Source organism: Serratia odorifera (assembly GCF_041448735.1).
In the GTDB taxonomy this organism is placed as follows: Bacteria; Pseudomonadota; Gammaproteobacteria; order Enterobacterales; family Enterobacteriaceae; genus Serratia_F; species Serratia_F odorifera.
In genome coordinates this window covers 1-25495 of sequence record NZ_JBGMUT010000005.1, presented here as the reverse complement: position 1 = coordinate 25495, position 25495 = coordinate 1, and the positions used below count along the sequence as shown (strand labels likewise).

Annotated in this window: 24 protein-coding genes; 17 read left to right on the top strand and 7 right to left on the bottom strand. The window is 50.3% G+C overall.

Annotated features, from left to right (window positions below; translation table 11 throughout):
- Positions 1-224 precede the first annotated feature (224 nt).
- The 5 genes from ACCC84_RS14270 to ACCC84_RS14250 all read left to right on the top strand — a co-directional run bounded on the left by ACCC84_RS14270 (position 225) and on the right by ACCC84_RS14250 (position 5152).
- Complete coding sequence (locus ACCC84_RS14270) at positions 225-563, top strand: four-helix bundle copper-binding protein (protein WP_273868818.1); 339 nt, start codon at positions 225-227, stop codon at positions 561-563.
- A 617-nt stretch (positions 564-1180) separates the two neighbouring features.
- Complete coding sequence (locus tag ACCC84_RS14265) at positions 1181-2338, top strand: hypothetical protein (RefSeq protein WP_273868815.1); 1158 nt, start codon at positions 1181-1183, stop codon at positions 2336-2338.
- 28 nt (positions 2339-2366) lie between these two features.
- Positions 2367-2552: a type 2 periplasmic-binding domain-containing protein gene (locus ACCC84_RS14260; RefSeq protein ID WP_371902011.1), complete on the top strand. Its 186-nt coding sequence runs from the start codon at positions 2367-2369 to the stop codon at positions 2550-2552.
- A 571-nt stretch (positions 2553-3123) separates the two neighbouring features.
- Positions 3124-4101, top strand: coding sequence for a DUF1852 domain-containing protein (locus ACCC84_RS14255; RefSeq protein ID WP_371902010.1), 978 nt, complete (start codon positions 3124-3126; stop codon positions 4099-4101).
- A 28-nt stretch (positions 4102-4129) separates the two neighbouring features.
- Entirely contained in the window at positions 4130-5152 is a 1023-nt protein-coding gene (locus tag ACCC84_RS14250; protein ID WP_088499879.1) for a methionine synthase, read from the top strand.
- A 194-nt stretch (positions 5153-5346) separates the two neighbouring features.
- Here the strand turns inward: ACCC84_RS14250 and ACCC84_RS14245 are convergent, their stop codons facing one another.
- Together ACCC84_RS14245 and ACCC84_RS14240 are read right to left on the bottom strand one after the other, a co-directional pair.
- Positions 5347-5979, bottom strand: a complete 633-nt coding sequence (locus tag ACCC84_RS14245; RefSeq protein WP_004954865.1) for a TetR/AcrR family transcriptional regulator — start codon at positions 5977-5979, stop codon at positions 5347-5349.
- On the bottom strand, positions 5976-6371 hold the full coding sequence (locus ACCC84_RS14240; RefSeq protein WP_004954869.1) for a DoxX family protein: 396 nt from the start codon (positions 6369-6371) through the stop codon (positions 5976-5978). Before ACCC84_RS14240 ends, ACCC84_RS14245 begins: the two co-directional genes overlap by 4 nt.
- A gap of 281 nt (positions 6372-6652) precedes the next feature.
- Here ACCC84_RS14240 and ACCC84_RS14235 point away from each other — a divergent pair, with 281 nt between their 5' ends.
- The 3 genes from ACCC84_RS14235 (at position 6653) to ACCC84_RS14225 (ending at position 8959) form a co-directional block, all read left to right on the top strand.
- A complete protein-coding gene (locus ACCC84_RS14235) occupies positions 6653-7264 on the top strand; it encodes a TetR/AcrR family transcriptional regulator (protein ID WP_227745746.1) in 612 nt (203 codons plus the stop codon).
- Between the two features lie 50 nt (positions 7265-7314).
- On the top strand, positions 7315-8229 hold the full coding sequence (locus tag ACCC84_RS14230; RefSeq protein ID WP_371902009.1) for an alpha/beta fold hydrolase: 915 nt from the start codon (positions 7315-7317) through the stop codon (positions 8227-8229).
- 295 nt (positions 8230-8524) lie between these two features.
- Positions 8525-8959 (top strand): GNAT family N-acetyltransferase, encoded by a 435-nt coding sequence (locus ACCC84_RS14225; protein ID WP_004954874.1) that lies wholly within the window; start codon positions 8525-8527, stop codon positions 8957-8959.
- A gap of 167 nt (positions 8960-9126) precedes the next feature.
- On the opposite strand, the gene ACCC84_RS14220 is transcribed toward ACCC84_RS14225, so the two are convergent.
- Positions 9127-9771, bottom strand: coding sequence for a TenA family protein (locus ACCC84_RS14220; RefSeq protein ID WP_004954876.1), 645 nt, complete (start codon positions 9769-9771; stop codon positions 9127-9129).
- Entirely contained in the window at positions 9771-10616 is an 846-nt protein-coding gene (locus tag ACCC84_RS14215) for a BtpA/SgcQ family protein (protein ID WP_371902008.1), read from the bottom strand. The genes ACCC84_RS14220 and ACCC84_RS14215 overlap by 1 nt, the downstream gene beginning before the upstream one ends.
- Positions 10617-10642: 26 nt before the next feature.
- Here ACCC84_RS14215 and ACCC84_RS14210 point away from each other — a divergent pair, with 26 nt between their 5' ends.
- On the top strand, positions 10643-11515 hold the full coding sequence (locus tag ACCC84_RS14210) for a PfkB family carbohydrate kinase (protein ID WP_004954880.1): 873 nt from the start codon (positions 10643-10645) through the stop codon (positions 11513-11515).
- 1 nt (position 11516) lies between these two features.
- On the opposite strand, the gene ACCC84_RS14205 is transcribed toward ACCC84_RS14210, so the two are convergent.
- On the bottom strand, positions 11517-12470 hold the full coding sequence (locus tag ACCC84_RS14205) for an ABC transporter substrate-binding protein (RefSeq protein ID WP_371902053.1): 954 nt from the start codon (positions 12468-12470) through the stop codon (positions 11517-11519).
- 343 nt (positions 12471-12813) lie between these two features.
- Here ACCC84_RS14205 and ACCC84_RS14200 point away from each other — a divergent pair, with 343 nt between their 5' ends.
- The 7 genes from ACCC84_RS14200 (at position 12814) to ACCC84_RS14170 (ending at position 19622) form a co-directional block, all read left to right on the top strand.
- The gene (locus ACCC84_RS14200) at positions 12814-13836 is read left to right on the top strand and encodes a LacI family DNA-binding transcriptional regulator (RefSeq protein ID WP_004954886.1); all 1023 of its coding nucleotides are present in this window, start codon (positions 12814-12816) and stop codon (positions 13834-13836) included.
- Between the two features lie 380 nt (positions 13837-14216).
- On the top strand, positions 14217-14963 hold the full coding sequence (locus ACCC84_RS14195) for an ATP-binding cassette domain-containing protein (RefSeq protein WP_164844329.1): 747 nt from the start codon (positions 14217-14219) through the stop codon (positions 14961-14963).
- An 18-nt stretch (positions 14964-14981) separates the two neighbouring features.
- Positions 14982-15983, top strand: a complete 1002-nt coding sequence (locus tag ACCC84_RS14190) for an ABC transporter permease (protein WP_164844279.1) — start codon at positions 14982-14984, stop codon at positions 15981-15983.
- A gap of 3 nt (positions 15984-15986) precedes the next feature.
- Entirely contained in the window at positions 15987-17066 is a 1080-nt protein-coding gene (locus tag ACCC84_RS14185) for a phosphotriesterase family protein (protein ID WP_039991081.1), read from the top strand.
- A 12-nt stretch (positions 17067-17078) separates the two neighbouring features.
- Positions 17079-17834 carry a glutamine amidotransferase gene (locus ACCC84_RS14180; RefSeq protein WP_004954898.1) on the top strand — a complete coding sequence of 252 codons (756 nt, stop codon included), beginning with the start codon at positions 17079-17081 and terminating at the stop codon, positions 17832-17834.
- Positions 17834-18952, top strand: coding sequence for a M20 family metallopeptidase (locus ACCC84_RS14175; protein ID WP_371902007.1), 1119 nt, complete (start codon positions 17834-17836; stop codon positions 18950-18952). Before ACCC84_RS14180 ends, ACCC84_RS14175 begins: the two co-directional genes overlap by 1 nt.
- 259 nt (positions 18953-19211) lie before the next feature.
- Positions 19212-19622 (top strand): tautomerase family protein, encoded by a 411-nt coding sequence (locus ACCC84_RS14170; protein WP_004954904.1) that lies wholly within the window; start codon positions 19212-19214, stop codon positions 19620-19622.
- Between the two features lie 352 nt (positions 19623-19974).
- Here the strand turns inward: ACCC84_RS14170 and trpS are convergent, their stop codons facing one another.
- Positions 19975-20979 (bottom strand): tryptophan--tRNA ligase, encoded by a 1005-nt coding sequence (gene trpS, locus ACCC84_RS14165; protein ID WP_039991083.1) that lies wholly within the window; start codon positions 20977-20979, stop codon positions 19975-19977.
- A gap of 505 nt (positions 20980-21484) precedes the next feature.
- Positions 21485-25126, bottom strand: coding sequence for a YobI family P-loop NTPase (locus ACCC84_RS14160; protein WP_371902006.1), 3642 nt, complete (start codon positions 25124-25126; stop codon positions 21485-21487).
- 184 nt (positions 25127-25310) lie between these two features.
- On the opposite strand from ACCC84_RS14160, the gene ACCC84_RS14155 reads away from it, so the two are divergent.
- On the top strand, positions 25311-25495 hold a 185-nt coding region (locus tag ACCC84_RS14155; RefSeq protein ID WP_371902005.1), incomplete at its 3' end, for a transposase.

Sequence of the window (25495 nt, the reverse complement as noted above, 5' to 3'; positions counted from 1 at the left end):
TCAACATAGTCATTCGCCCAGTGACAAGCAAAATGGGTGCGAGGATTTGGCACAACGATCACAGATTGCGTTCAAGCAAGGTTGCCGGCGGCGATTACCCACCGCTGCCACCGCTGGCATACCCGCCAGCGGCCGGGCAACCCTCCTCGCCTCGGTTGGCTTAACGCGCCATCCTGATCCACGCTTAAACATAGCGATTTCTTGCCATTCTGGGAGGAGGATGTATGCCCGAACAATTCAACAGCTGTATCGAAGCTTGCTATGCCTGCGCAGCAGCCTGCGATCGTTGCGCGGCCTGTTGCTTGCAAGAAGAGGATCTGGCGATGATGCGCCAGTGCATCCGGTTAGACATTCAATGCGCAAATATATGCCGGCTGTCTGCGCAGTTTATGTCGCTGGACAGCGAATTTGCCCGCCAATTATGCAATCTATGCGCCGAACTGTGTGAAAAATGCGGCAATGAATGCGCCAAGCATCAAGCCGAACATTGCCAACTGTGCGCCAAAGCCTGTCACCGTTGCGCACAGGAATGCCGCAGTATGGCGTCTGCCGCCGGGGTTTAAGCGGAAACGCCGTTGCGACAATCTGTTACCGCCCTCTGAACCGGCAAAGCGCCAGGCATACGCTGGCGCATTTGAGCCAAAGCCGTGGCGATACGCCTCCAGACGGATAATGAGCAGACAGTTAGGATGTTGAATCAGAAGTAAAATGCTCGCATCGCCGTCCAACCCTGGATTCGGAAAGTTCGGAAAGCTTGGCATATTGCAGCAAGCACCTAGACGAGACCCTAAAGCATGACTACGGTATTAAGGTGTCCCATAATAGAAGTGAGAGCATATGGTATCTCAAGCAAGAAAGCGCAATGCTTGTATTAAACGCTTGATGTTGTACGTTATCGGCACCGTAGCAATACTCGTCGCCATGGCAGCAGTGATCTTTAACCCTCTACCGAACTGACCCCCTGCCTGGGGGTAGTTCAGAGAATTTCCCGCCCTACATCACGTACATTCACATCAGGAATCATAAGGCAAGGATCTTTGTGGTTCTCCTTCAGTTTTGCGCATTTTTCGGAAAAAACCTAAAAACTTTATGTTATGCTACGCCCACACACAGACAACAGCAGTAGCAACAGGTGAAGGGAAACTGACCTGTCAACCAAACAACAATTTGGAAGTACGCTATGAAGTTTATTTTTGACAATACTTTGCGCTGGATGATAGCGCTGTTCTTCGTTGCCGTCCCATTTAACCCGTATATCTCTGGAATAACACTCTACTTATGGATCTTTTTGGTATTTGCCGATACGACTTTCCTTAGCCGGCTACGAATATTAAGCGTCAGGATATTAGCCTTCATCTTTCTCTGGATGGCGGTTTGCTTTGCCGCATTCAATCCTTTCATCGCGATAAAATCAGCCATGATCGCCCTAGGTGTTTCCTATTTCGTATTGATGAAAGATGAAGTGGCAAAGAAAGTTTATTTCTGTTTTATACTGTCAATAATATGGTGCTTATTACAATTCACGGCGTTCTTTATCGATAAAAGCATCGCCATGGAAATGGGCCCTAAAAACATGTCTCAATTGATCTGGGGCTCTTTGGCAACGAAAACCTCCAGCAATCAGTTTGCCCTGTTCTTATTCCCCCGTATGTCAGGGCTTTCGCGCGAAGCCGGGTTCTTTGCATCACTACTGGCAATTATCTTCTTGATAAGGATCAGAGAAGGGAAACTTAATAAGAAAGAAAAATTCCTTTTTACCGCCGGTTATCTGGCCAGCCTATCCAAGGCCTCGTTAGCACTCATCATCGTGCTGTTACTGAGGCCTTTCAAACGCTTCATCAATAAGATCCCCAATCAATTTACCTTTGGCCTGGTATTTATTTTCTTTATGGTGGTGGCATCCTATCTCAACGTTGGCAGCCCTTCCTTCTATACCGCCAATGAGTCCCTAGCCCATCGCCTGTCTGCTTCATATATGATTCAGCATATGAGCATCGGCAACCTTATCTTTGGTTGCGACGTCGATTATACCTGTTTTGATTACCGTAATAGAGGCCTGGTTGATTTCTTAATGTCACGCGGTGGCGGATTTACGCCCAACGTCGGCATAAACGGCGTGTTCATCAATCTTGGGGTGTTAGGTTTCCTTGGCGTCGCGTTTGGCTTCCAACTGCTGAACTTCAAAAGTTTCGACGTGCTCATTTTGGTGATCTTCACTTCAACCGTTTCCCTGTTCACCATCGATGGGTTCGTGATCGCCATGTATTACTATATTTTTACCGGGCAATCCATTACCACGCGCTTACAGGCATCTGCGTCTACGGCAAACGCCCCCTGATAAGCCTAACGGTTATAAAGCGGTTAATATGCGTTACCAAAATACGGCGCAGAGTTTTCACTGGCCGTTCCAGGTAAGAGAACACGAGATCGAAATCGTGCCAGCATCTCCCGCCATCGTCGATGCCAGCGACGATGGCGAAGTGGTAGCCGGTACTGGAATAGGCATGGTGACACGTTTTATGGCAACCTCTCTGGTAAAAAACCGGCGTTAATTCCCGTTCTGACGGATTTCATGGTAAAGGGGCATATATTCCTGCAGTCTGGCTTGAAAGCCGTCGCTTCCTCGCAGTACGGGCATTTTCGGCATTTATGCTGGAACACTTTTAACACTCCTCGCCACGCATACTGCGTGACACACCATGAGATATCTCGTTCCCGCACTGGCGCAAACCTTCCGCAAACGGTGTCTATTACAGCATGAGTAAAGCGGAGATCTCTTACATCCTCGAAATGAATAACTCAAAACCCACGCCGTTGCGAACCATCAAGGCCTTCTATCTCTAGTAGTCTTCAGCCTGTTCAACCGCCGACCTGCTGGATGCGCGCGGCGGGCGCTCTGACTCAGCGGCGATCATACCGGCGCTACCTTACGCCAGACCATCATGAAGATGACTCATGTGGTAATGAAATTAAGTCGCTTTCACTCGTCCAATGGCTCTGGCATAAATTATGCAATGTTAGCTTTTTGAGAACATGAAGACTGCTCAACGAGAACGCCAACGTTTTTGGCAACTCATGGAATAAATTCAGTTTTCATATCAGAACTTAGGATGCAAGATCACCATGAACACAGATTTTACATTTACCATTAAGAGCAGCCTGTTCGATGAGAATTATAACCCCTCGGAGAATACGCGTATTACCACCAATTTTGCCAATTTGGCCAGAGGGGCCCACCGCCAGCAAAACCTGCGCAATACTCTTGTCATGATTGATAATCGTTTCAATACATTAGCGCATTGGGATAATCCAAAAGGCGATCGTTATTCTGTCGAGCTGGAAATCATTTCTGCCGAGATGCGCATTGAAGATCATGGTGATACCTTCCCGGTAATTGAAATATTAAAAACCAACATTATCGACAAGAAAAAAAACCAACGTATCGAAGGCATCGTTGGGAATAACTTTTCCTCTTACGTGCGCGATTATGACTTCAGTGTTTTGCTGTTGGAACACAACAAAAACAAATCTGAATTCAACATCCCGGATGACTTTGGCGATCTGCATGGCAATATATTCAAGCATTTCATCAACTCGACAGCGTATAAAAACAACTTTAAGAAGTCGCCTGTTATATGTTTAAGCATCTCAAGCAAAGATATCTATCACCGGACAGGCAACCAACACCCGGTGTTGGGCATCGAGTATCAGCAGGAAGGTTCTTCTTTGACTGAGAGTTATTTCAAAAAAATGGGTCTACAGGTTCGTTATTTCATGCCGACAAATAGCGTTGCGCCGTTAGCCTTTTATTTCACTGGTGATTTACTGGAAGATTACACCAATCTTGAGCTGATCGGCACCATCAGCACGATGGAGACATTCCAAAAGATTTATCGCCCTGAAATTTACAATGCCAACTCTGTGGCAGGACAATGCTATCAACCAAACCTGAATCATCAGGATCATTCATTAACGAAAGTTTTTTATGATCGGGAAGAACGCAGCCAGTTGGCAATCGAGCAGGGAAAGTTTACTGAAGAACACTTTATCAAACCATACAAGAATATTCTTGAGCAATGGTCTACCCATTACGCGCTGTGATTAACCGAAAATAAAAGGCTAGCTAATTATGAAAACATTGCTCCCCACTTCAACTGCCGGCAGCTTACCCAAACCGTCCTGGTTGGCACAACCAGAGACACTTTGGTCTCCCTGGAAATTGCACAATGAGGAATTGATTGAGGGGAAACAGGATGCCCTGCGTTTGTCCCTGGAAGACCAGATTCGGGCGGGGATTGATATTGTCAGCGATGGCGAACAAACGCGTCAACACTTTGTCACTACCTTTATTGAACACCTCAACGGCGTTGATTTTGAGAAGCGTCAGGTTGTTAAAATTCGTAATCGTTATGATGCTAGCGTGCCGACGGTGGTGGGGGCGGTGGAACGTCAAAAACCGGTTTTTGTGGAAGATGCCAAATATTTACGCCAACTCACCGACCGGCCGATTAAATGGGCACTGCCTGGCCCGATGACAATGATCGATACGCTGTATGATAGCCATTATAAAAGCCGCGAAAAACTGGCCTGGGAGTTCGCCAAAATTCTCAATCAGGAAGCCAAGGAATTAGAGGCGGCTGGCGTCGATATAATCCAGTTTGATGAGCCCGCCTTTAACGTTTTCTTTGATGAGGTAAACGATTGGGGGATCGCCACGCTAGAAAAAGCCATTGAAGGGCTGAAATGCGAAACCGCAGTACATATCTGCTATGGGTACGGTATCAAAGCCAATACTGATTGGAAAAAGACGCTGGGCTCCGAGTGGCGACAATATGAAGAAGCGTTTCCCAAACTGCAAAAATCGATGATCGACATCATCTCACTGGAATGCCATAACTCGCGTGTTCCTATGGATCTGCTGGAACTGATCCGCGGTAAAAAAGTGATGGTCGGGGCCATTGACGTGGCAACCAATACCATTGAGACACCCGAGGAAGTCGCCAATACGTTGCGCCAGGCGCTGCGCTTTGTCGATGCCGACAAACTCTACCCTTCAACCAACTGCGGCATGGCTCCCCTATCCCGTCGGGTAGCCAACGGTAAGCTGCAGGCGTTAAGTGCCGGCGCAGCCATCATCCGGGGTGAGCTCTAAACCATTAGGTTGCCAAAGACTGGTTCATCCAAAGGCAACCCGTTCCAGCGCCAGTTTCCCACAAGGATGTGGGTGAGAAAGGCCTCTGGTTCGCTACGCCTGTCCCTTGGCGCATGAGTCACCATCAGCGCGCAGCTGGCGTCTAATACGCAGTAACAAGGTGACTGCTCCGTGTTGTAGGCAATAGCCGTCTCTCAGATGTTTCCCACGGAATAAGATCGCATAAAAATATCAAGCGCGTGTGCCACCCGATGGTTAATTTCCTCATCGGTTAATGCGTTGCGTGCCCCGAGCTTGATCTCAAGACTCGTCATACCCAGCCATAAGCCAGCCAGATCGTCTGCGGCTTCACCAGGATCGCACTCCCGCAGCGTCCCCTTGGTAATGGCTTCCGCAATGATAGCTTCCAGCATCTGCTGTGCCCTGCCGGGGCCTGCGGCATAAAACCGCTTGGGTAAATCCGGATGACGAATAGAGGCTGATGCAATCAGCCTGTCCCATCCAGTTAACTCCCGCTGGTTGATGAAACGGACAAACCGATTTCCAAAGGCAGTCAGAACATTCGCTAGCGGTAGGTGATGCCGTTGTTCAAAATCATCATCACTGATTGTTAAATCTGATTCCTGGCGTAACACCGCCTCAATTAGCATCTCTTTATCAGCGAAATTTGAGTAAAGGGTCGCTTTTGCAACGCCGGCAACACGGGCAATTTCTTCCGTAGTAACCTCCAGTCCCTTCTCCAGAAACAACGTGCGCGCGGCCTGAAGTATCGCATGCGCTTTTAACGGATCTTTAGGCCGACCTTTCCTGCGGATTGTGTCATTCATCGTTTATGGCCCGAAAGAATGGCGCTCATCATTAACCCTCCAACAACGGTAATGTGTTCAAGAACGATATGGAACTCCTTGGTGCGTTCCGGCTCGCTAAAGGCCCAGAATGGATGACCCAGTGGGATGGTAAGCAATGTAAACACAATCAGCATCACCGATCCAACCCAGCCCAACCCGGCAACATTAAAAATAATCAGGGCCGAGCCGACAAGCTGGCACAGGATGGTTCCTACCGCGAACAATACTGGCCAGGGCAGGCCTACCGCCACCATTTCCTCAACGATAACGTCAAAATTGAATACGCCGAAAATGCCAGCCATCCAGAAGAAAAAAGTGACTACGACGCGTGATAAACACAGGGTTAAGAAGTAATTCTTTGAGTTCAGCATCTATTTTCCGCAAGCTCATTAAACAGACTGGCAAGTCTACATATAATTAATAGACTATCAAGTCTACTAATTGTACGGATATTGATTTTCAAGCAGATAGAGAGTACGTAAAGGCATCGGGCATCTGCCTCTGGCAGCAGGCAGGCCGGCCCACGGAGCATGACCTCGACCATGCGATGGGCAGACGTCGATGCATTGAATTTTTTTTTGGCTTGGCGCACTTTTCATTTATTGGTGGTTGTGGGAGTATTTAGGAATTGTTTGTTTCCTAAATGCTGAGAATGATGTCTGAGAAACTACGGGGAGTACGCGAGCGCGGTCGCCCCCGGCAATTTGATCCTGATGCAGCGCTCGATCTCGCCATGTTGGTATTCCGTGAAAAGGGTTACCACAGTGCTTCGATCAGCGATCTTAGCGAAGCGATGCAACTCACCGCAGGCAGTATCTACAAAGCATTTCGCGACAAACGTAGCCTGTTCCTACAGGTCTTTGCGCGTTATACCTCGCTGCGCAACAGGATACTGCGCCAGCGTTTGGCGCAACAACCTGATGGCCGGACCAGAATTGCAGAACTGCTGCGCTTCTATCTTGAGTCTACCCAGGATCTGGAAGGGCGACGTGGTTGCCTGGTGGTCGGCAGCGTCATCGAATTACAACAACTGGATGCCGAGCTGTCCGAATTGGTGCATGCCGCGCTTAAGCGTAATCAGCAAACTATCCTGCAACTGATTGAACAGGGCCAGCACGATGGTTCGGTGAATCCACAACAGGATCCTGAAGCGTTAGGCGGCGTGCTGTTGTGTCTGATTCTGGGCATGCGAGTAGCAGGCAAGGCGGGTGATTTACCGGCTCGCGACCGGCTGATCGCCACGGCAATGAGGTTGCTGGAATAAAATTTTATCAAATAAGGAAATGATCATTTCCTTAATAATTGGAGGTTTGAATGTCGGAACATGTCATCACACACCCTTGGTCACAACCGATCGCCAATATGCCCGGCTTTGCCCATTATTACACCACGGTAGAGGGAACTCGGCTGCACTACGTCAGAGGCGGCAATCCACAAGGTGAAGTATTGCTGCTGTTGGCAGGCTTCCCGCAAAGCTGGTACGCATGGCACCAGGTAATGACGCGGTTGGCTGCGCGTTACCATATCATCGCCCCCGATCTGCCCGGACAAGGCGACTCCGATAAGCCGCAATCCGGCTACGACACACAGGCTCTGGCCGAGAAAATAGCGGGATTGATGCAACAGCTTGGCATTGAACGCCATTATCTCGCAGCCCATGACGTGGGTGCCTGGGTAGCCTGGCCGTATGCCGTGCGTTATAGCCAGCAGGTGCTCAAACTGGCTCTGCTCGATGCGGGCATTCCGGGCATTCCGGGCATTACACTGCCGGAGAGCTTAGCTGTCACACAGGATAAAGCATGGAAAACCTGGCACTTCGCTTTCCACTTATTACCCGATCTGCCAGAAGCATTGATTAGCGGGCATGAAGAGATTTATCTGCAGTGGTTCCTGCGACGCAAAACCGCCAGCCCAATGGCATTCAGCGACGACGATATGTTGGAATATGTACGGTTGTTAAAACAGAACGGCGCACTGCGCGCAGGATTGGCACCCTACCGCGAGGTGGAGCTGTCGGCGGCGCAAAACCGGGCTCAGTGCAAACAGGGAAAATTGACGCTGCCAGTACTGGCCATTAGCGCCGATCAGGGGTCCATTCCTGATATGGCCACGCCGCTGCGCCAGTTTGCTGATAACGTCATTGGCATCACTATCGCGCATAGCGGCCACTTTATCCCGGATGAACAACCGCAAGCGTTGAGTGAGGCGATGGCGGAGTTTTTCCGTTAGGCATTAAGCACGTTAGCTCCGTGCCAAGAGACCGATAAGATTTTATTTCATGGTTACGTAACGATAACCAACCTCTTATTGAATAGAGATTGGTTATATTGTTGCGCCCTCGTCGACTGGCCTCCCCCAGCGGTGTTTGCCTGTGCTGGCAAACGGCAGGAACCCAGAACCGTCGGATCTGCTTTGAGTGAGGAGCGGACATCATATACACAATACACCTAGCTCAAGAGGCTCGGAAATGGTATTTTTCACGATGTAATATCCTTTTACTTTTGCCGTTTATGGAGCCGCTCTAATGGGAATAGATATAAGACAAGCCTTGATCACAGATGTCGATAGTATCTTCGATGTTAGAACTTCGGTAATTGAAAATCATCTGAGTCGTGAAGAAATGCGGCAAATGGGTATCACTGAAAGCGTAGTTGCCGATATGATCCAGAATGGCCCCTGTGCCTGGGTCGCTATTGATAACATGAAGGTTGTCGGCTTTTCAATGGTTTTGCAGGATGAAGGTTGTCTCTTTGCCGCATTTGTTCTTCCGGATCATGAAAATAAAGGAATAGGTCGTAGGCTTGTTATGGCGGCTGAAAAAGAACTATTCAAACATCACGAAGTAATCTGGTTGGAAACTGCAAAAAATAGCCGTGCAGCGAAATTTTACAAACATCTCGGTTGGGGTAATAAAACGGATGTTGGAGATGCTGATATCAGATTAGAGAAAAAAGAATAATTAAACTCAGAGACATTAAATAAAGTTAAATTTCTGTATTGTCCGCTGCCGGCACATCACAGACGCTTCAATTTTTTCCTCCCCCGCTATCTGAACTTAACGTTCAGATATAATGCAACTGCAGTGTAAGGGGGGCCGTATCCGGCGCCCCCATTTTACCCGCGTGGTTAATTCTCATACGCTGCAGTATGGAAATCTATTTCCCACTGAAGCACATCGCCATACAGCGCCGACAGCGCCTGCTTTTCGCGTTCACCAAGTGCCATGGCGCAGCGATCCAGTTCGTCCTTCAACCAGCGAGCCTGCTGGTAAAACTCCTCTTCCGCATGCATTTCTACCCAGAGCCGGACGTCTGCATCACTCTGGCTTTGCTCACTCGCCCGTCGGCACCAGACGTAATACATCCATTCTGCCCCGAACATCATGGTAATGATATGTTCATAACGCCCCTGCCGTGCCGTCTGCAACATACCATCGCGAAAGTGCCGTACACCGGGTAGATCGTCGGGGTAATCAGCGGAATTAATCCGGCGTTCAGACAACACCCTTTCAAACCAGGTAATCTGCGTTTCAACCAGCGCATTCAGTACACCGATCAACCAACGCTGCTGAGTAATATTCGGAGCCTTGCTGATGCCCAGAGCAAAAATCGCGATAGCCGTGGCGACAAAGTTACCCTCAAAGACCAGATAGCGGTTAAATACCCTGGTTGGTAACCGATCCTGCTCAATATCAACGACAAAACGGTGCTGCTGCATCGCCTGCCACACCTGCTGATGTTCGCGTAGCAGGCGATCGCTAAACGTTTCCATTACGCTTCCTCCAGAGCTGCCTGAGCGACCGACATAAAATGTTTGACCCTCGCCAGATCAACGTCGTTCCACCATACGCCATCAACCTTCATGGTGCTGGCGACGATCACCCCCTGGGTGCGTCCGAGGATCTGACAGACGTTCGCCGGTGTCACGCCGGACCCCACCAACAAGGGTAATTCTGTCGCAGCGCGAATCTCGTCAATTTCTTCTATGGTGGCGCTATCGCCCGTGCGCTGACCGGTGGCAATCACCGCGTCGGCCTCGAAGAAGTCCACATCGCGAGTCAGCTCCTGAATCGAGCGATCGGCAACGATGGCATGACTGCCGTGCTTAACGTGGCTATCGGCAAAGACGCGAATATGTTCAGCACGCAGCTTGCTGCGGTAGCGTAATGCCTTGGCCGCAGCCCCTTCAATAAACCCTTCATTGGCGATATAGGCATTGGCCCACTGGTTTACGCGGATGAAATCGGCCCCGCCCGCCAATGCGGTAGCCATCGCAGGAATCGCGGCGTTAGCCAATACGTTAATTCCAAGCGGCACACCGAAGCGCTGGCGAATTTTCTCGGTAATGACCGCCATCAGCGCTGACGTTTCAGGGCCAATATCTTCAGGTTTGGAAAAAGGAATATCGCCGTGGTTTTCTACAATCAGTCCGTGAACCCCACCTGAAAGATAATGTTCCGCATCACGAAGCGCGCGTTCTATAATATCACTAACTGATTTTCCTCGATATTTAGGCGTACCTGGGAAAGGTGCACAGTGAACAACGCCAATAACGACTTTACTACGTGAAAAAATAGCTTGTATTGCATTCGATTTTTCTGCTGAGATAGAAATCATCTTATCCATCCTTTTAAGGGAGCACTATGCGAGCTTACGTTACCGGTAATATTACCGTAGATGAAGCATGGTCCATTTCTGATATACCAAAGAAAGGATCATCGATACATGGAATTAAAACCTCTCAGGATATAGGCGGTAAAGGAGCGAACCAGGCAATTATCCTGTCCCGTTGCGGCATCGAAACGCGTTTAATTGCCGCAACAGGGAGTGACAGCAATGGCATCTGGATCCGTCAGAAGATTAAAAATGAACCCCTGACGCTGCTACCCGACTGCAATTTCAATCAACATAGCGACACCTCGATTATTTTAAATATCGCCGATGGTGACAATGCCATTATTACAACCACCGCCGCCGCAGATACATTTGGCCTGGATGATATTATTCCACACCTGGCTGACGCTGCCGTGGGCGATATTCTGTTACAACAGGGGAATTTCTCCCTGGACAAAACTCGCAGCCTGTTTCAGTTCGCCAAAGCGCAGGGTATGACCACGGTATTTAACCCTTCACCGGTTAATCCTGATTTTTGCCACCTGTGGCCACTTATCGACATCGCGGTGGTCAATGAATCCGAGGCAGAGCTACTACAACCTTACGGCGTGAAAACCTTGGTCATTACCCAAGGGGCTGCCGGAGCCTGGCTGATCCGTGATGGCCTGCGCCACTTCTGCCCTGCCACCTCTGTCGAAGCGCTTGATACCACCGGCGCAGGCGATACTTTCCTTGCCGTGATGCTGGCATCTGCGCTGCTGCGCGGGGTGGAGCCGGATGACCTGGCGCTGGCTCATGCCAGCCGCGCTGCCGCCATTACCGTTAGCCGCCGGGGTACGCTCAGCGCGTTTCCTGACGGCAACGAACTCGCCGCCCTGTTAGCCAAGGACGGCGCGCACTAACTTACTTGAACAGCGAACGGTAGCTATCAACGTTTGCTTTAGTCACCACCGTGGCCGGAACCAGAATGGTTTTCGGCACGGTTTTACCTGAAGTGATGCTGTTCAGCGCTTTCAGGGCCTCTGCCCCCATCTGTTCCGGATCCTGCTGCAGCACTGCGGTAACGTAGCCGCTGTCAATACCCGAAATCGCCTTCGCCGTCAGATCCCAGCCAAAAACTTTAATATCTTTTTGACGTCCCTGGTTTTCCACCGCGGCAATCGCCCCCAACAGCGCGGGTTCGCCGGTGGCATATATCGCCGTCAGATCAGGGTTGCCGGTAATCAGGTTTTCCGCTGCGGTCATCGCTTTATCCTGCACGTTTTGCCCATCGACGACGTTAGCGATGGTAATTTTCGGATTACTTTTCAGCGTCTCTTCGAATCCCTTCTGCCGTTGGTTCTGAATCGCCGAGTTCAAGGCACCGACGATACCCAACCGCGCCTGGCCACCCATCTCTTTCTGCACATAGTCAACGAAGTATTTACCAATAATTCTACCGCCTTCGATATTATCAACACCGACCTGCGCCGCCTGAGGTCCGGCCGGCAATACAGCATCAATAGCAATTACCGGAATGTTTGCCGCGGCGGCCTCTCTTACCGCCGGCATAATCCCGTTAACATCGATAGCAGCAACCAGAATGCCTTTAACGCCTTGCTGAATATAATTTTCAATCGCGTCATTTTGCGCAACCGGATTATCATTGGAGTTAAAAATAACTAAATCCTTGCCGCTGGACTTCGCTGCATCCTGCGCGCCTTTATTCATCAAATTAAAAAACAGAGCCTGCTGATTGATTTGTACCAAGGCATAAGTCGGACTCGCAGCACGAGCAGCAGAAATAAAAACAACTGATGCCAGCATCGCCGTTGCTATAGTAATAAAACGCAGTTTTCCGGTGTTAAATAACATCATCATTATCCTCGTCGGGAAGAGTGGATAGCCAGCAGAATTCCGCGCCGCATGCGAACGCAGAAGAGTTACTTTTTGGCGGGCAAATATCGTGTATATACCAGAACAATCAAGGACCGTTCGGCTAGCACCGGCCTAAATTCATTCCGGCAACCGGTCCGTTTCGGTGCGCTACTGGAATGGCTTAAGCGGGTTTGGGAATGACTTCCCGGATGATGCGGTAAACTGCCTATACAATTCTCCGCTGATTGAAATTTGTCAAGCAATTATTTCAAGTAATTGTTGCCAGAGAAATTGCTGTATCCACGGCGCTTAACTATGTTACAGATAGCCGATTCTGGCAGAGATGGCGCAGGAAATGAGTATAAAACGCGTATTGTTATCCGATGTGGCAAAGCTGGCGGGACTGTCGAAGGCCACCCTGTCGCGCTATATGAACAACAGTATTGTGCTGCCGCAGGAAACCATCAATCGCATCGAAACAGCTATCCACGAATTGGACTATCGTGGCAATAGCCTTGCACGCCGCCTCAGCAAGGGGGGTAGCGAAACTCTTGGCCTGGTGCTACCTGATATTACCAACCCTTTCTTTGCTGAACTGGCCGATGCCGCTGAAGAAGCCGCCTCTGCCAGCGGCTACAGCCTGGTGCTGTGCATCACCCGCAATAACCCGGAAAAAGAGTGTCAATTCATTCGCTGGCTGGATACCTGCCAGGTCGATGGCCTGTTGTTCACCACTAACCGCCCCGATAACGGCCTGCTGCGTAAAGAAATTCAACGTCACGAACGCATTGTGCTGCTGGATGAGGACATACCCGGTAGTAAGGTACCGAAAGTTTTTGCTGATAACGTGCAAGGCGGGCGGATTGCCACAGAAAAGCTGCTCGCCGCCGGGCATCGCCATATTGCCTTCGTCGGCGGGCCTGACAAGCTGATGAGCGTCCGCGAACGTTATCAGGGGTTCTGCACCGCTATGGAGCAGGCCGGTCTGAGCTGTCCACCTGAATGGGTCATGTACGGCGAATACCAGCGTGAGTTCGGCCAACAGGCGCTGGAATATCTGTTTAGCCAAGCGGTTCGCCCTACTGCCGTCTTTGCCGCCAGCGACTATCTGGTGCTGGGACTGCTCGACGGGCTGCGCGCCAACGGACTACAGGCACCAGCGGCATTGTCGCTAGTCGGCTTCGATGACGCCAACTATGCCGATTTTACCCAGCCGCGTATCTCAACCATCCGTCAGCCTGCACGTGAACTGGGCCGCACCGCAGTGAATATCATCCTGCGCCTGCTGAACAACGAGAAAGACATCCCCGCAGAAACCCGCCTGCCGGTCGAATGGATTAGCCGCGATTCAATCAAGATTTGTTAAGCATGTCCCAAAATGGCGCAAAAGCGCCCAATTTTGGCGCAAAAAACGATCAACTCAAAATCCCTTCACTATAATCAGTAAACCGGTTTACCGGGATGTGTTTAAAAAAAACCGATTTATTACATGGCGTTAAATGATAGGGCTGCTGTGTTGTTACTGCCCTGGCACGGATGCTGCAATGTTCTTACTGGCGAACAAATATCTCAAATAGCGTTGGCCTGACTGTGTTTGCGAGTACTTCACCCACCAGGTAAACCGGTTTACTAGATTGTAAACCGTGTTGGATGGAGTCTTTCGCACAGGACGGCGAACATTTTCCCTGCAATAGCGATGGGAGTTAACAGATGCAGCAGCCACAAACTATCCCGCCAAGGGTAGAGATGATCAATATCACCAAGACCTATGGGTCGATACGTTCACTGCGCGGTGTCAACCTGGAGCTGGCTCCGGGCGAAGTACTGGGTTTAGTGGGCGATAACGGCGCGGGGAAATCAACCCTGACCAAGGTGCTGTCTGGTGCGGTGATCCCCACCAGCGGCACGATCCGTATCGACGGCGAACAGCACCAGTTTACCAATCCTGCGGATTCTCGGCGCTGCCATATCGAGATGGTGTATCAGGATCTGTCGCTATGTGACACGGTCGATGTCGCGGGCAATCTGTTTATGGGCCGCGAACCGATGAAATCAGTGCTCGGCATCCCCTTTCTCGACGAAGCCAAAATGCACGCCGATGCCCGTGAGATGTTAAAAGGGCTGGGAATTTCCATTCCCGATACCCGCTTACTGGTCCGTAATCTCTCCGGCGGCCAGCGCCAGGCTATAGCCATCGCCCGCGCGGCGGCTTTTGCCCCTAAGGTGCTGATTATGGATGAACCAACCGCCGCGCTCGCCGTCGCGGAAGTAGAAGCGGTTCTGGAGCTCATCCGTCGCGTTTCTGCTCGCGGTGTGAGCGTGATTCTGATTACCCACCGCCTGCAGGACCTGTTCCTGGTCTGTGACCGGATCATGGTGATGTATGAAGGTACCAACGTCGCCGATCGGCGGGTGGCCGACACCAGCCTGAGCGATATCGTCAACCTGATAGTGGGCGAAAAATTCACCGCTCACTCTGCGGCTGCACACTGAGGTAACAGGATGAGTATCATGAACTTAAGCAGCTCCCGCATGATCCAGCATTCGCTGCCGCGACGCCTGCTGCATAACCACTCGGGCGTAGTCAGCATCGCTCTGTTTTTCGTCTTCTGTTGCGTGGTGTTTTCACTGATCACCAGTAACTTCCTCACCGGCACCAACTGGCTGAATATCATCCGTCAGAGCGCCCCGCTGCTGATCGTCGCGACCGCAATGACCCTGGTGATTACGACAGGTGGTATAGACCTGTCGGTTGGCTCCACCCTTGCGCTGGTCGGCGCGCTCTCCGCTATCGCCCTGAACAACTGGGGACTGCCGTGGCCGGTGGTTCTGCTCGGTGGTCTGTTGCTCGGCGGGCTGGTTGGCGCAATCAACGGTTTCTTCATTGCTTATGAAGGGATACCGGCGTTTATCGTCACCCTCGCCACCCTGGCTGTAGTACGGGGTATCGCGCTGCTGGTGACTCAGGGCTACTCGATTCCTGTTCCCGCTGACAGCCTGTTTACCTTTATCGGCCGCGCCTGGGTGATGAGTATCCCGATGCCGGCGCTGATTGGCATTATGATTCTGGTTATCGGGCATATCGTACTGAACCATATGCGCTTTGGCCGCTACGTTACGGCTATCGGCGCCAACGCCGAAGGCGCACGCCGCAGCGGGATTAACACCAAGGCAGTGACGATGAAGGTATACATCATCAGCGGAATGGCCGCTGCACTGGCAGGAATGATTATTACCGCCCGTCTCGGCAGCGGCTCCTCCAACCAAGGCGAAGGCTTCGAACTGCAGGTGATCGCCGCCGTTGTTCTTGGCAGCACCAGTCTGTTTGGCGGCTTCGGCACCATTATCGGCACACTGTTGGGCGCGCTGTCGATTGCGGTGATTCAGAACGGGCTGATCCTGTCGCATATCTCGCCGTTCTACACTCAGATAGCCACCGGCACCATTATCCTGCTGGCTATCTGGCTGAACACCCGCATTCTCAACCCCACGCGCTCTGCGGCAAAAGGATAGCTGATGAAAGGATCAATTTTTCGCCACCCTATTCCGTTGCCGGTAGGCGTCAGCAGCGGTTACGTAATGACGGTGCTGGGCCCGCTGCCTATTAACGAGATGGGCGTCACGCTGATGCATGAGCATATCCTGCTGGATGCCTCCGGCAAATGGGTGCCACCTTGCTGCTGTAGCGATCGCCATCTTGCCGAAATGCCCGTGAAAATAGAGAACCTCGGCGAACTGTCGCTCAATCCACTGATGAGCCGTGATAACTGTCAGCTGTTTGATGTCGACGTGGCAATTGAAGAACTGACCAAATATCGCGCCCTTGGCGGGGAAACGGTGGTCGATCCGACCAATATCGGTATTGGCCGCGATCCGCAAGCGCTGGCGCGCATCGCTCGCCTGACCGGGCTGAACATTATTATGGGTACCGGACTCTATCTGGAACCGTCGCATCCCGAGTGGGTAAAAAACAGCAGCGTCGAGCAGTTGACCGAACGGCTGATCTACGACCTCGGCGGTGCAGAAGAGAAGCCGGCAGTGCTCGCCGGGCTGATCGGTGAAATCGGTATCTCCAGCCGCTTTACGTCAGATGAAGAGAAGTCGCTGCGCGCCGCAGGCCGGGCAAGTGCCGCGACCGGTGTGCCGATCGAAGTTCATCTGCCAGGCTGGGAACGGCTCGGCCATCGAGTGCTGGATATTCTCGAACAGGAAGGCGCCGATCTACGCCATACGGTGCTGTGCCATATGAATCCCAGCTTTGCCGATAAGCGCTACCAGCGCGAACTGGCGCAACGCGGAGCGTTTCTCGAATACGACATGATCGGCATGAGCTACTACTACGCCGACGAGTCGGCGCAATCCCCCTCTGACGAGGAGAACGCTCGTGCCATTCGCGAGCTGATTGACGACGGCTATATCCAGCAGATTTTGCTATCGCAGGATGTGTTCCTGAAAACCATGCTCACCCGCTATGGCGGTCACGGCTACGGCTACATACTCAAGCATTTTGTTCCTCGCTTGCGGCGCCATGGCGTCAGCGGCGAACAACTCGAAACCTTGATGATTGGAAATCCCCAACGGGTCTTTGGCGGATAAAAGGAAAAAGTAATGCAGAAGAAAATCTTACTGGTGGGTGAATCCTGGACCAGCACTTCAACACACGTTAAAGGCTTCGATCAGTTTGCTACCGCCACCTGGCATACCGGCGCAACGGATTTCCTGGCCGCGCTGGCAGATAGCGACTATGCCATTACCTATATGCCTGCCCACGCGGCAGCGACCGAGTTTCCGCTAACGCAGGAAGCATTACGGCAATGGGATGCCATTATCCTGTCGGATATCGGTGCCAATACGTTGCTGCTGCATCCGGATACCTGGCTGAAAAGCTGCCGTACCGCCAATCGTCTGACGCTACTGCATGATTATGTTGCGGCTGGTGGTGCGCTGATGATGATTGGCGGCTATTACAGCTTCCAGGGAATTAACGGCGGCGCGCGCTATCGCAATACCGCAGTGGAGAAGGTGCTGCCAGTACGCTGCCTGGCATGGGATGATCGTGTTGAAACTCCGGAAGGTTGCTATGCCGAAGTGACGGGATCTCACGCGCTGTTTAACGATATGCCGGGCGAATGGCCGTGGCTGCTGGGTTATAACGAAGTGGAAATGCATCCGCAGGGCAAACTGTTGGCTACGATCGCCGGTACCGATCATCCGCTGCTGGCCGTTCGCGAATATCAACAGGGGCGCTCGCTGGTATGGACTAGCGATATGTCCGCACATTGGCTGCCAGCAGAGTTTGCCAAATGGCCCGGCTACCGCCAACTGTGGATTAACTGCCTCGACTGGCTGACGGAACGCGACTGATGACCACCACCCTAGAACTGGCCCGGCAACTGCTGGGCTTTAACACCATTAACCCGCCAGGCAACGAAGTCGATTGCATGCAGTTCTTTGCCGATTGGCTTCGCGAGAGCGGCTTTGAGGTTTTTCTGTCGTCGTTCGGTGAGGGACGCTGCAATCTGATCGCCAGGTTGCCAGGGGCGACGACAGGTAAACCGCTGGCTTTTACCGGCCATCTGGATACCGTTCCGCTCGGCAATGCGCAGTGGCAGTACGATCCTTTCGGTTCACAGATGGATGATGGGCGCCTTTACGGACGCGGAGCCAGCGATATGAAAGCGGCGATAGCGGCGTTTGCCATCGCCTGCCTTCGGCAGCGAAAAGACATTATCGCCGGGCATGGTGTGGTATTGCTGATCACCGGCGGGGAGGAAACCGGCTGTGACGGCGCACGGGCGTTGATCGAGTCAGAGACGATGCCGGCGATTGGCGCGCTGATCGTTGGTGAACCCACCGCCAATTATCCGGTTATCGGACATAAAGGCGCGCTCTGGCTACGCTGCGAAACGCGGGGGAAAACGGCGCACGGCGCGATGCCCGAACTGGGGATTAATGCTATCTATCTGGCGGCGGATGCCTTGGGTAAGATACAACACTTTTCACCAGGTGCACCGCATCCACTGATGAAGCAGTCCACGCTTAACGTCGGACGCATCGAAGGTGGGCTAAATATCAACTCCGTTCCGGATCACACGCGTTTTGATGTGGACATTCGCAGCACACCCAATTTACAGCACGCCACCATTCGACAGCAGTTGACCACGCTGCTTGGCAAGAGCGTCACGGTTTCCACGCTGATCGATCTGCCGGCGGTACTGAGCGAAGAAGATAGCGTATGGATAAAGCAGGTTTATCAGCGCTGTCAGCCACTGCACGAAAAGCCGCTGCAACCTCGCGTGGTCCCCTACTTTACCGACGCATCCCTGCTGCTGCCGGCGTTGGGAAATCCACCCTGTATTATTCTCGGTCCCGGGGAGCCGTCAATGGCCCACCAAACCGACGAATACTGCCTGCTCAGCCGAATAGACGAGGCTGAGCAGCTATACGGAGAGATTATTCGCGACTGGATGTGTAGCACCTGAGCTTCTTAGACAGTAGGCGGCGCAGTGGCTTGCGCGGTACGGGGGCTGGCCGTCATGTCCGCGCCTTCGTGCGGGAGGCGCATAGCCACATGGCAAGAGCGCTGGCTGCTTCTTTTGTGCTTCTACGGCCCCCAATTGCCCACCGAAATACCATCGGTCGGCGCGCAGATGTCATCTTGATGATTTATAAATTGCTGCAGAACCGGTAGCGGTTCCTATAATGATTTAGCCAATATGAAAATCTGATTAAGGACTTGTTATGCCGGGTATAACCCTGACGCTGTCTGGCTTAAAGAATCAAAAACTCACCAAACAGTGTGTACTGCTAGCCACTCAAATCACCTGTGATGTTTTAAACAAAAATAGCTTCGAAACAATGGTCATAGTGAGACATGTCGATGACGATGACTGGTTTATTGATGGCAAAAGTCTGGCTGAGTGGGGGAAAAACTCGTTCAGGCTGGAGGTAACCGTCGTGGATGAAACCTGTAGCAAAGACCAGAAAGCGGCATACCAAAAAGCGATTTACCAGGCGATGGAACAAGCGATTGGTAACTTACATCCTCAGTCGAACGTTCATATCATCGACTGTAAAGCGGCCTCATACGGTTACACGGGGATCACTCAAGAATATCGCTACCAGCATAAAGAGCAGTTTTACACCCCATAACGCTATTTATCAACACATCTCCTGCCGCGCATCGCTCCAACATGCGCGGCGCATGTTAATTCTGATACCCCCCCACTTTGTGCCAGCATCAGGCTAATGGAGCCAGTATAAAAGCTTCGCTACGCCCTCAAGAGTTGATGAGACAACAAGAGATGAACCGGTAACCGAGCGTGATTTTACCGGCCACTCATGTACCCGCTGGTGGCACAGAATCGGCCATAGCGCCCCTGGCGGCGATGGGCGCAAAGCAGGCCTTTCCGCTCTCCACAGGTAGCACAAATTTAGCCGCCTCGGTGATATTCATCCATTTGACCAGTCACGGGGTGAAAGGTATGCAATACTCCCGTCCCCCTCAGAACACCGGAACACCCAACCCGCGTTTCACTTCCTGCAAAGTGCTCTGCGTGACTTCATGTGCCCGTTCGCTGCCTTTCTTTAACAGTGCCATCAGCATGCCTTTGTCCTGAATATAAGTTGCACGAAGCTCGCGCATAGGCGCAATCAGCTCTTGTAAACACATTTCAAGCTCATTTTTGCATGTCCGGTCACCCAGACCACCCCGTTGATAATGTGCCTTCATCTCCGCGACCTTGGCTTTATCGCTATGAAACGCATCCAGATAGGTGAAGACCATATTGCCGGTTACCTGCCCCGGGTCGGTCACTTTCAGATGATTGGCGTCGGTGTACATTGCGCCAACCGCGCGGTGGATGGTCTCCTCGCTGGCGGAAAGGAGCAGAGTATTGCCCAATGATTTAGACATTTTGGCGTTACCGTCGATACCCGGAAGGCGGCTGGTTTCGCTCAACATCGCCTTGCAATGGCGCAAAACAGGTTCGGGGAACAGGCTATTCATCTTATGGACGATTTCGTTAGTCTGTTCGATCATCGGTAATTGATCGTCGCCGACCGGGACTCTATCAGCTTTGAAGGCGGTAATGTCTGCCGCCTGGCTGATGGGATAGACAAGAAAACCGACCGGTAATGACCGTGCAAACCCTTTTTGTATTATTTCATTTTTTACCGTTGGATTACGCTCCACCCGCGCCACGGTAACGATGTTCATATACAGCGCGGTCAGTTCGGCAAGGGCCGGGAGTGCGGATTGCAGACAGAGGGTGGTGAGCGAGGGATCGATACCCGCGGCGAGATAATCGGCCAGAACTTCGGGAATATTGTCCCGAATTTTTTGCGGATTGCTGCCGTTATCCGTCAGCCCCTGCAGGTCTGCGATCAACACAAACTGTTGATAATCTCGTTGCAGGGCGACGCGCTGGCGCAGTGAGCCAACAAAGTGACCCAGATGCAGCGGACCAGTAGGGCGATCGCCGGTAAGAATAATGGATTTGCTGTTCATATAAGACTCCTTAGGCATCCGGCCGAAAGGGGGTCTTATCAATGAAATTAACCGCCTTTCGGCGGTTAATTGAAAATGGAAAATACAGATTCAGACCGCCTTTAAGAAGGCAGCCACCACAGGTTATGATTGAAAACGCTGATTTTGTATTCTGTATTCATCACTTGAACTTATCATAGCGAGGTATAGGCGTAAAGTAGCCGGGGCTTATCCCGTTTTTATAGCGGTTGTCGGTTGCGCCAGGACACATGGCCGGTGATGCCTACGCCGGCGCAAGGCATAGCGATGGGTTGCCAGCAAACGAATCGGAAGATCGATACTGGAAAACTCTAAAGCCGTGGCCAGTTTTTGTTGACCACTACACTTGTCAGATAACCCATTGAGACTCAGCAAATTGATGCAGCGTCCATTGGTAATGAATCTGCTAACAAAAAGTGTCATCCATCTGTAACACTTGCGCTAAATGACGTGCCTTTAGTGGTCTATTGCGAATAATGGTGAAACACTATTTATACTTCTTATTGACCTTAATCGGCGACTCTTGCGCATCGTATTTACCTACAATACCTTCTAGCGTTAGTCTCTCGAGCAGTGCCAGATCTGCCCGAGTATTTGGAATTCGGGGTTTGTCATAACCAACGTTCGTCAAGTTAGGGTAATCCCCATCAAGTAATCGCAGCACAGAAAACAGCTGTTGGCGGCTAATCGATTCCAGGTGCGGTTGTAAAAGAGGGATAACCAGCTCCGCCGCCACCCCATCTTCTGCCATCTTCTGAACTACTGACAGATCACAGGCATAACCATGGTGTGTTGCATATTTTGCCAGTTGATTAATACCAGCAAAATCCGCTAATGCGACGTATGAAGTTGCTTCATCAACTATTTTTGATTTTATCGAAGCTTTGATAACATCGCTGGCCAAAATCTCAACCAAGTCAGAGCAAACAAGTTCAGGCGTCATATACTCTTCAAAATGCGCTGACTCATTAATGAATGCCTGCCGGGTCGGCCAGTCAGTCCCAGCAAGATGTTCGTATGATTCCAAGTCATCCTCAATGAGGTCGTGCCTGAGCAATAACGCGAAAAGATCCCCCACTTCCGCATTTACATCGCTGATATCTAGGTAATGGCCGAGGTTTAAACTGTTCACCAGCTCTACACGCAGAGATGCAGGAGAAAGATATTCTCTGGCCGCGAGAATTGCTGTCGCCAAGGACGTCTTTTGTTCGTCTTCCGCTGGTTCAGCCTCAAAAATCGTGCCGCATGTAGAAAGCACTTGGGATAGGTGTGCATCGACTGCACCAAAGACAGCAATATAGCGAATGACATTATTAAATGTTGCGGGGAACCGGCAAAGTTCAGCGAGTGGCTGCCAAGCAGCCTCTGATACTTGCGCAAGATCCCTTACATGACAATCAGTATGAGCATGCTTAATTACGTCATTAAGATGAGACGCATCTTGAGCAAGTACCTCTTCGATGATTGTGATAAAGGAATCGGGGACATCAATTGTTAAAGATTTGCCTTCTATAGCCTTAAGGTACGTGCCCAGATTTGTAAGAACATAGCTAAAGACTGTCTCACTCGCAGTGTTTATTATGTCCAGCGCTACACTTTTTGCACTATCGATAGCAGTTAACAGGTTCTCATAGGTGATCTCATAAATGCTTTGGGACTGGAAGGCCCGACGAATCTGTCTACCCAAAGGCTGCAATCGAGGCACAATAATATGTGCTTCCTTGAAAAGCGTTCCAATACGTTCTGCCTGAGATGTAGAAATGGCATCTGAGGTAATGGCGGTAAGCTTAGCGTAATGAGTTAAGAGGTACACAGATGAAACTGAATCAGTCCGTTGTTTAAGTTTTGGAAGATGGGTCAGGGCAATATTAACAAACTGCAAGCGGGAGGCGTCATCTAAAGCCGTCAGGTTTACAATAAACGGAATGATTCTGGTAAATACATTTGTTAATCGCTCAATGAAAAGCGGACGCTGCTCCCCAGAAGAAAGGTATGCTTGCATGAACTTTTCAGCATTCTCGCTAAAATCCAATAAAGAATGGATCATAATATCAGCTAATTCGCTATCTTTAACGAGTAAATGGTCCAGAATATCGATGTTGTATAAGGCGGAATCTTTGAGCGACTCTTTACCACGCTCACGAACCACGGCATCAACATCTTTTGGCGTTAACTTGAAATAGATATCCATCAGGTCACGCTCAACATGATGAATAATATAGTTAGTGGCCGTCGTGCTCACACGTGTACCATGAAACGTTGACGTATAAAGTGTAAAATTACGATTAATATAACCTGCACGAATCAGTTGGTATGCAAGACCTGTTTTCAGCAGAGAACGTGCAATTGTCTCGAGAGGTAGATTATTATCCTCGTACGCCACCATAAATTCCGGACGTCTAATAAGATCATGAAGATCTGCGCTTCTCAGAAACTGAATATCGGAATTTCTATCTCCTATTTCATCAATAATAGATTCCCTTTCTTGATTTTCCCATAAATCTACGTCTAATGGCTCACCGAGGACTTCAGCAAGACTATCCCGAGTAAAATCCATAGTATAGTTTTGCCGAGTACGAACCTGGAATACAGTATCACCATCAGCTAATACTAAGTCTTGCCAGAATGACTCTCCTTTCAGCTCCTCTTGAGAAAATGCCATGCCCTTGAAGGTGAAAGTTGCGTTCGGGAGCTTATAATCAACGGCCTCTGCTGTTCTCTTTACATGGGCAAGCAATTCCTCACCTAATCGTTCACACTTTGAGGCTATTGTGTTGATATGCTCTAGCTTATAACGAAGACTAGCGTACTCATCCGCAAGCCTTTTAATATTAATGGCAACCAACTCACGACTGATTTTATATAAAAAATCCAGTTTACTCTTGCCGATCCTAATTGTCTCAAAATCCGTAAGATGGGTATTTTTATAAAGCATCATCGCAAACAAATCGGTTTTATTAAGATTGAGCTGTTCTCCATCACCAGAAAAAATCCTTTCACGGAAAACTATATACTCGTTGCGAACATTTTTGAGCAACCTCATATCCGGGACATATTGAGATGCCAGGTCGATAAGTTCAGGTGCTATCTGATTCTTCATATTCCCAAGCTGTTTCAACACGAGATTACGTGCACTTCTGTGGGTAATGAAGGGAACAACCGGGATAATGAGGTCGAAGAACTTTGTCCGGTTCGCACGAACTACCTCAGCGAGCGCTGGGTCGCCGTTTTCAAGTATCGCCTTTTCAATCTTACGTCCTTCCTCATTCAGGGCAATATTGTCGAAGATACTGTCTTTGACGGCATAAATGAAACAGACAGGCCTTTTGATCTGAGGCGATGCATTGAGTAATGAATTCAGTGCACGTAACGTTTCAAATATGTGCGAATCGTTAAAACGGTCAATATCCTCAAAAATGACGATATTGCGATCAGAAACTTCAAAAAAATATACGATCTCATCTAAATACTGGTCAAAGTACGATACAGAGTTATCATCAAGTGTGACCGTCGCGGCGCCAGCTGAAAATTGCTTAATATGAAGTTTGCCGTAGAACCGCCAGCGAATCAGAAAGGCAATACCTGATGCCACGCTAAAGATCCCTGCATGTATCCAGGCACCAAGAGCTTTCAATGAAGGTATTGCTGATACAACTTGGGCCGTCCACCCCGACAAGAGAAAAATGACAGCGACTGCGAATCCCAGCAAGCAAGCCGACACTGTTTCCCATTTCCATCGAAATCGCTCAATTCGTTTAAAGCGAGAGCCCGGTGTTTTACTCGGTTCTTCGCGGTAAAGCAGTTGTTTCACAATTTCCTGCTGAATGCGATTCGTTGGCGTCGTTGCCTGCTTTGGTACCGAATCGTCCAGCTTTGATACTTCTATAGGTGACAGGGTTGATAAAGAAATTTCGACTACATGATCATCCTTTCTTCGAGCAACTTCTTGCAAGATGCTACTCTTACCCACTCCGTAGTTACCCGATAAAGCGATGTTACGGATCTGCTTATCAGCAAGAGCAGCTTCAATTGCCAGAACATACCCAACATGTTCTTTCTCGATATACTCCGGCGTAAGCGATACGAGTATCGAGTGCTCGTCAACATCAATAGGCTTATTTTCGATCATATGGATATATTCTCTCCCTGTAAAATAGTGTTGTACTACTGTCTCGATACACAGCACTATCATAGCGCGTCGACAACAATGATTCATTGCAGTTCATTTCATTTCTGATCTCTTCCCTTTGTTCAGTACCGGCGTAAAGTAGAGTTTTCGGCCTTTCTTCTCCTGAAAAAAGAGGTCATCTGACATGAAAAAGACACGTTATACCGAAGAACAGATCGCATTTGCCCTGAAACAGTCGGAAACCGGCACGCGCGTGGAGGAAGTGTGCAGAAAGATGGGGATTTCTGAAGCCACTTTTTACAACTGGAAGAAGAAGTTTGGCGGCATGGGCGTGACGGAACTGCGTCGGCTGCGCCAGTTGGAGGAAGA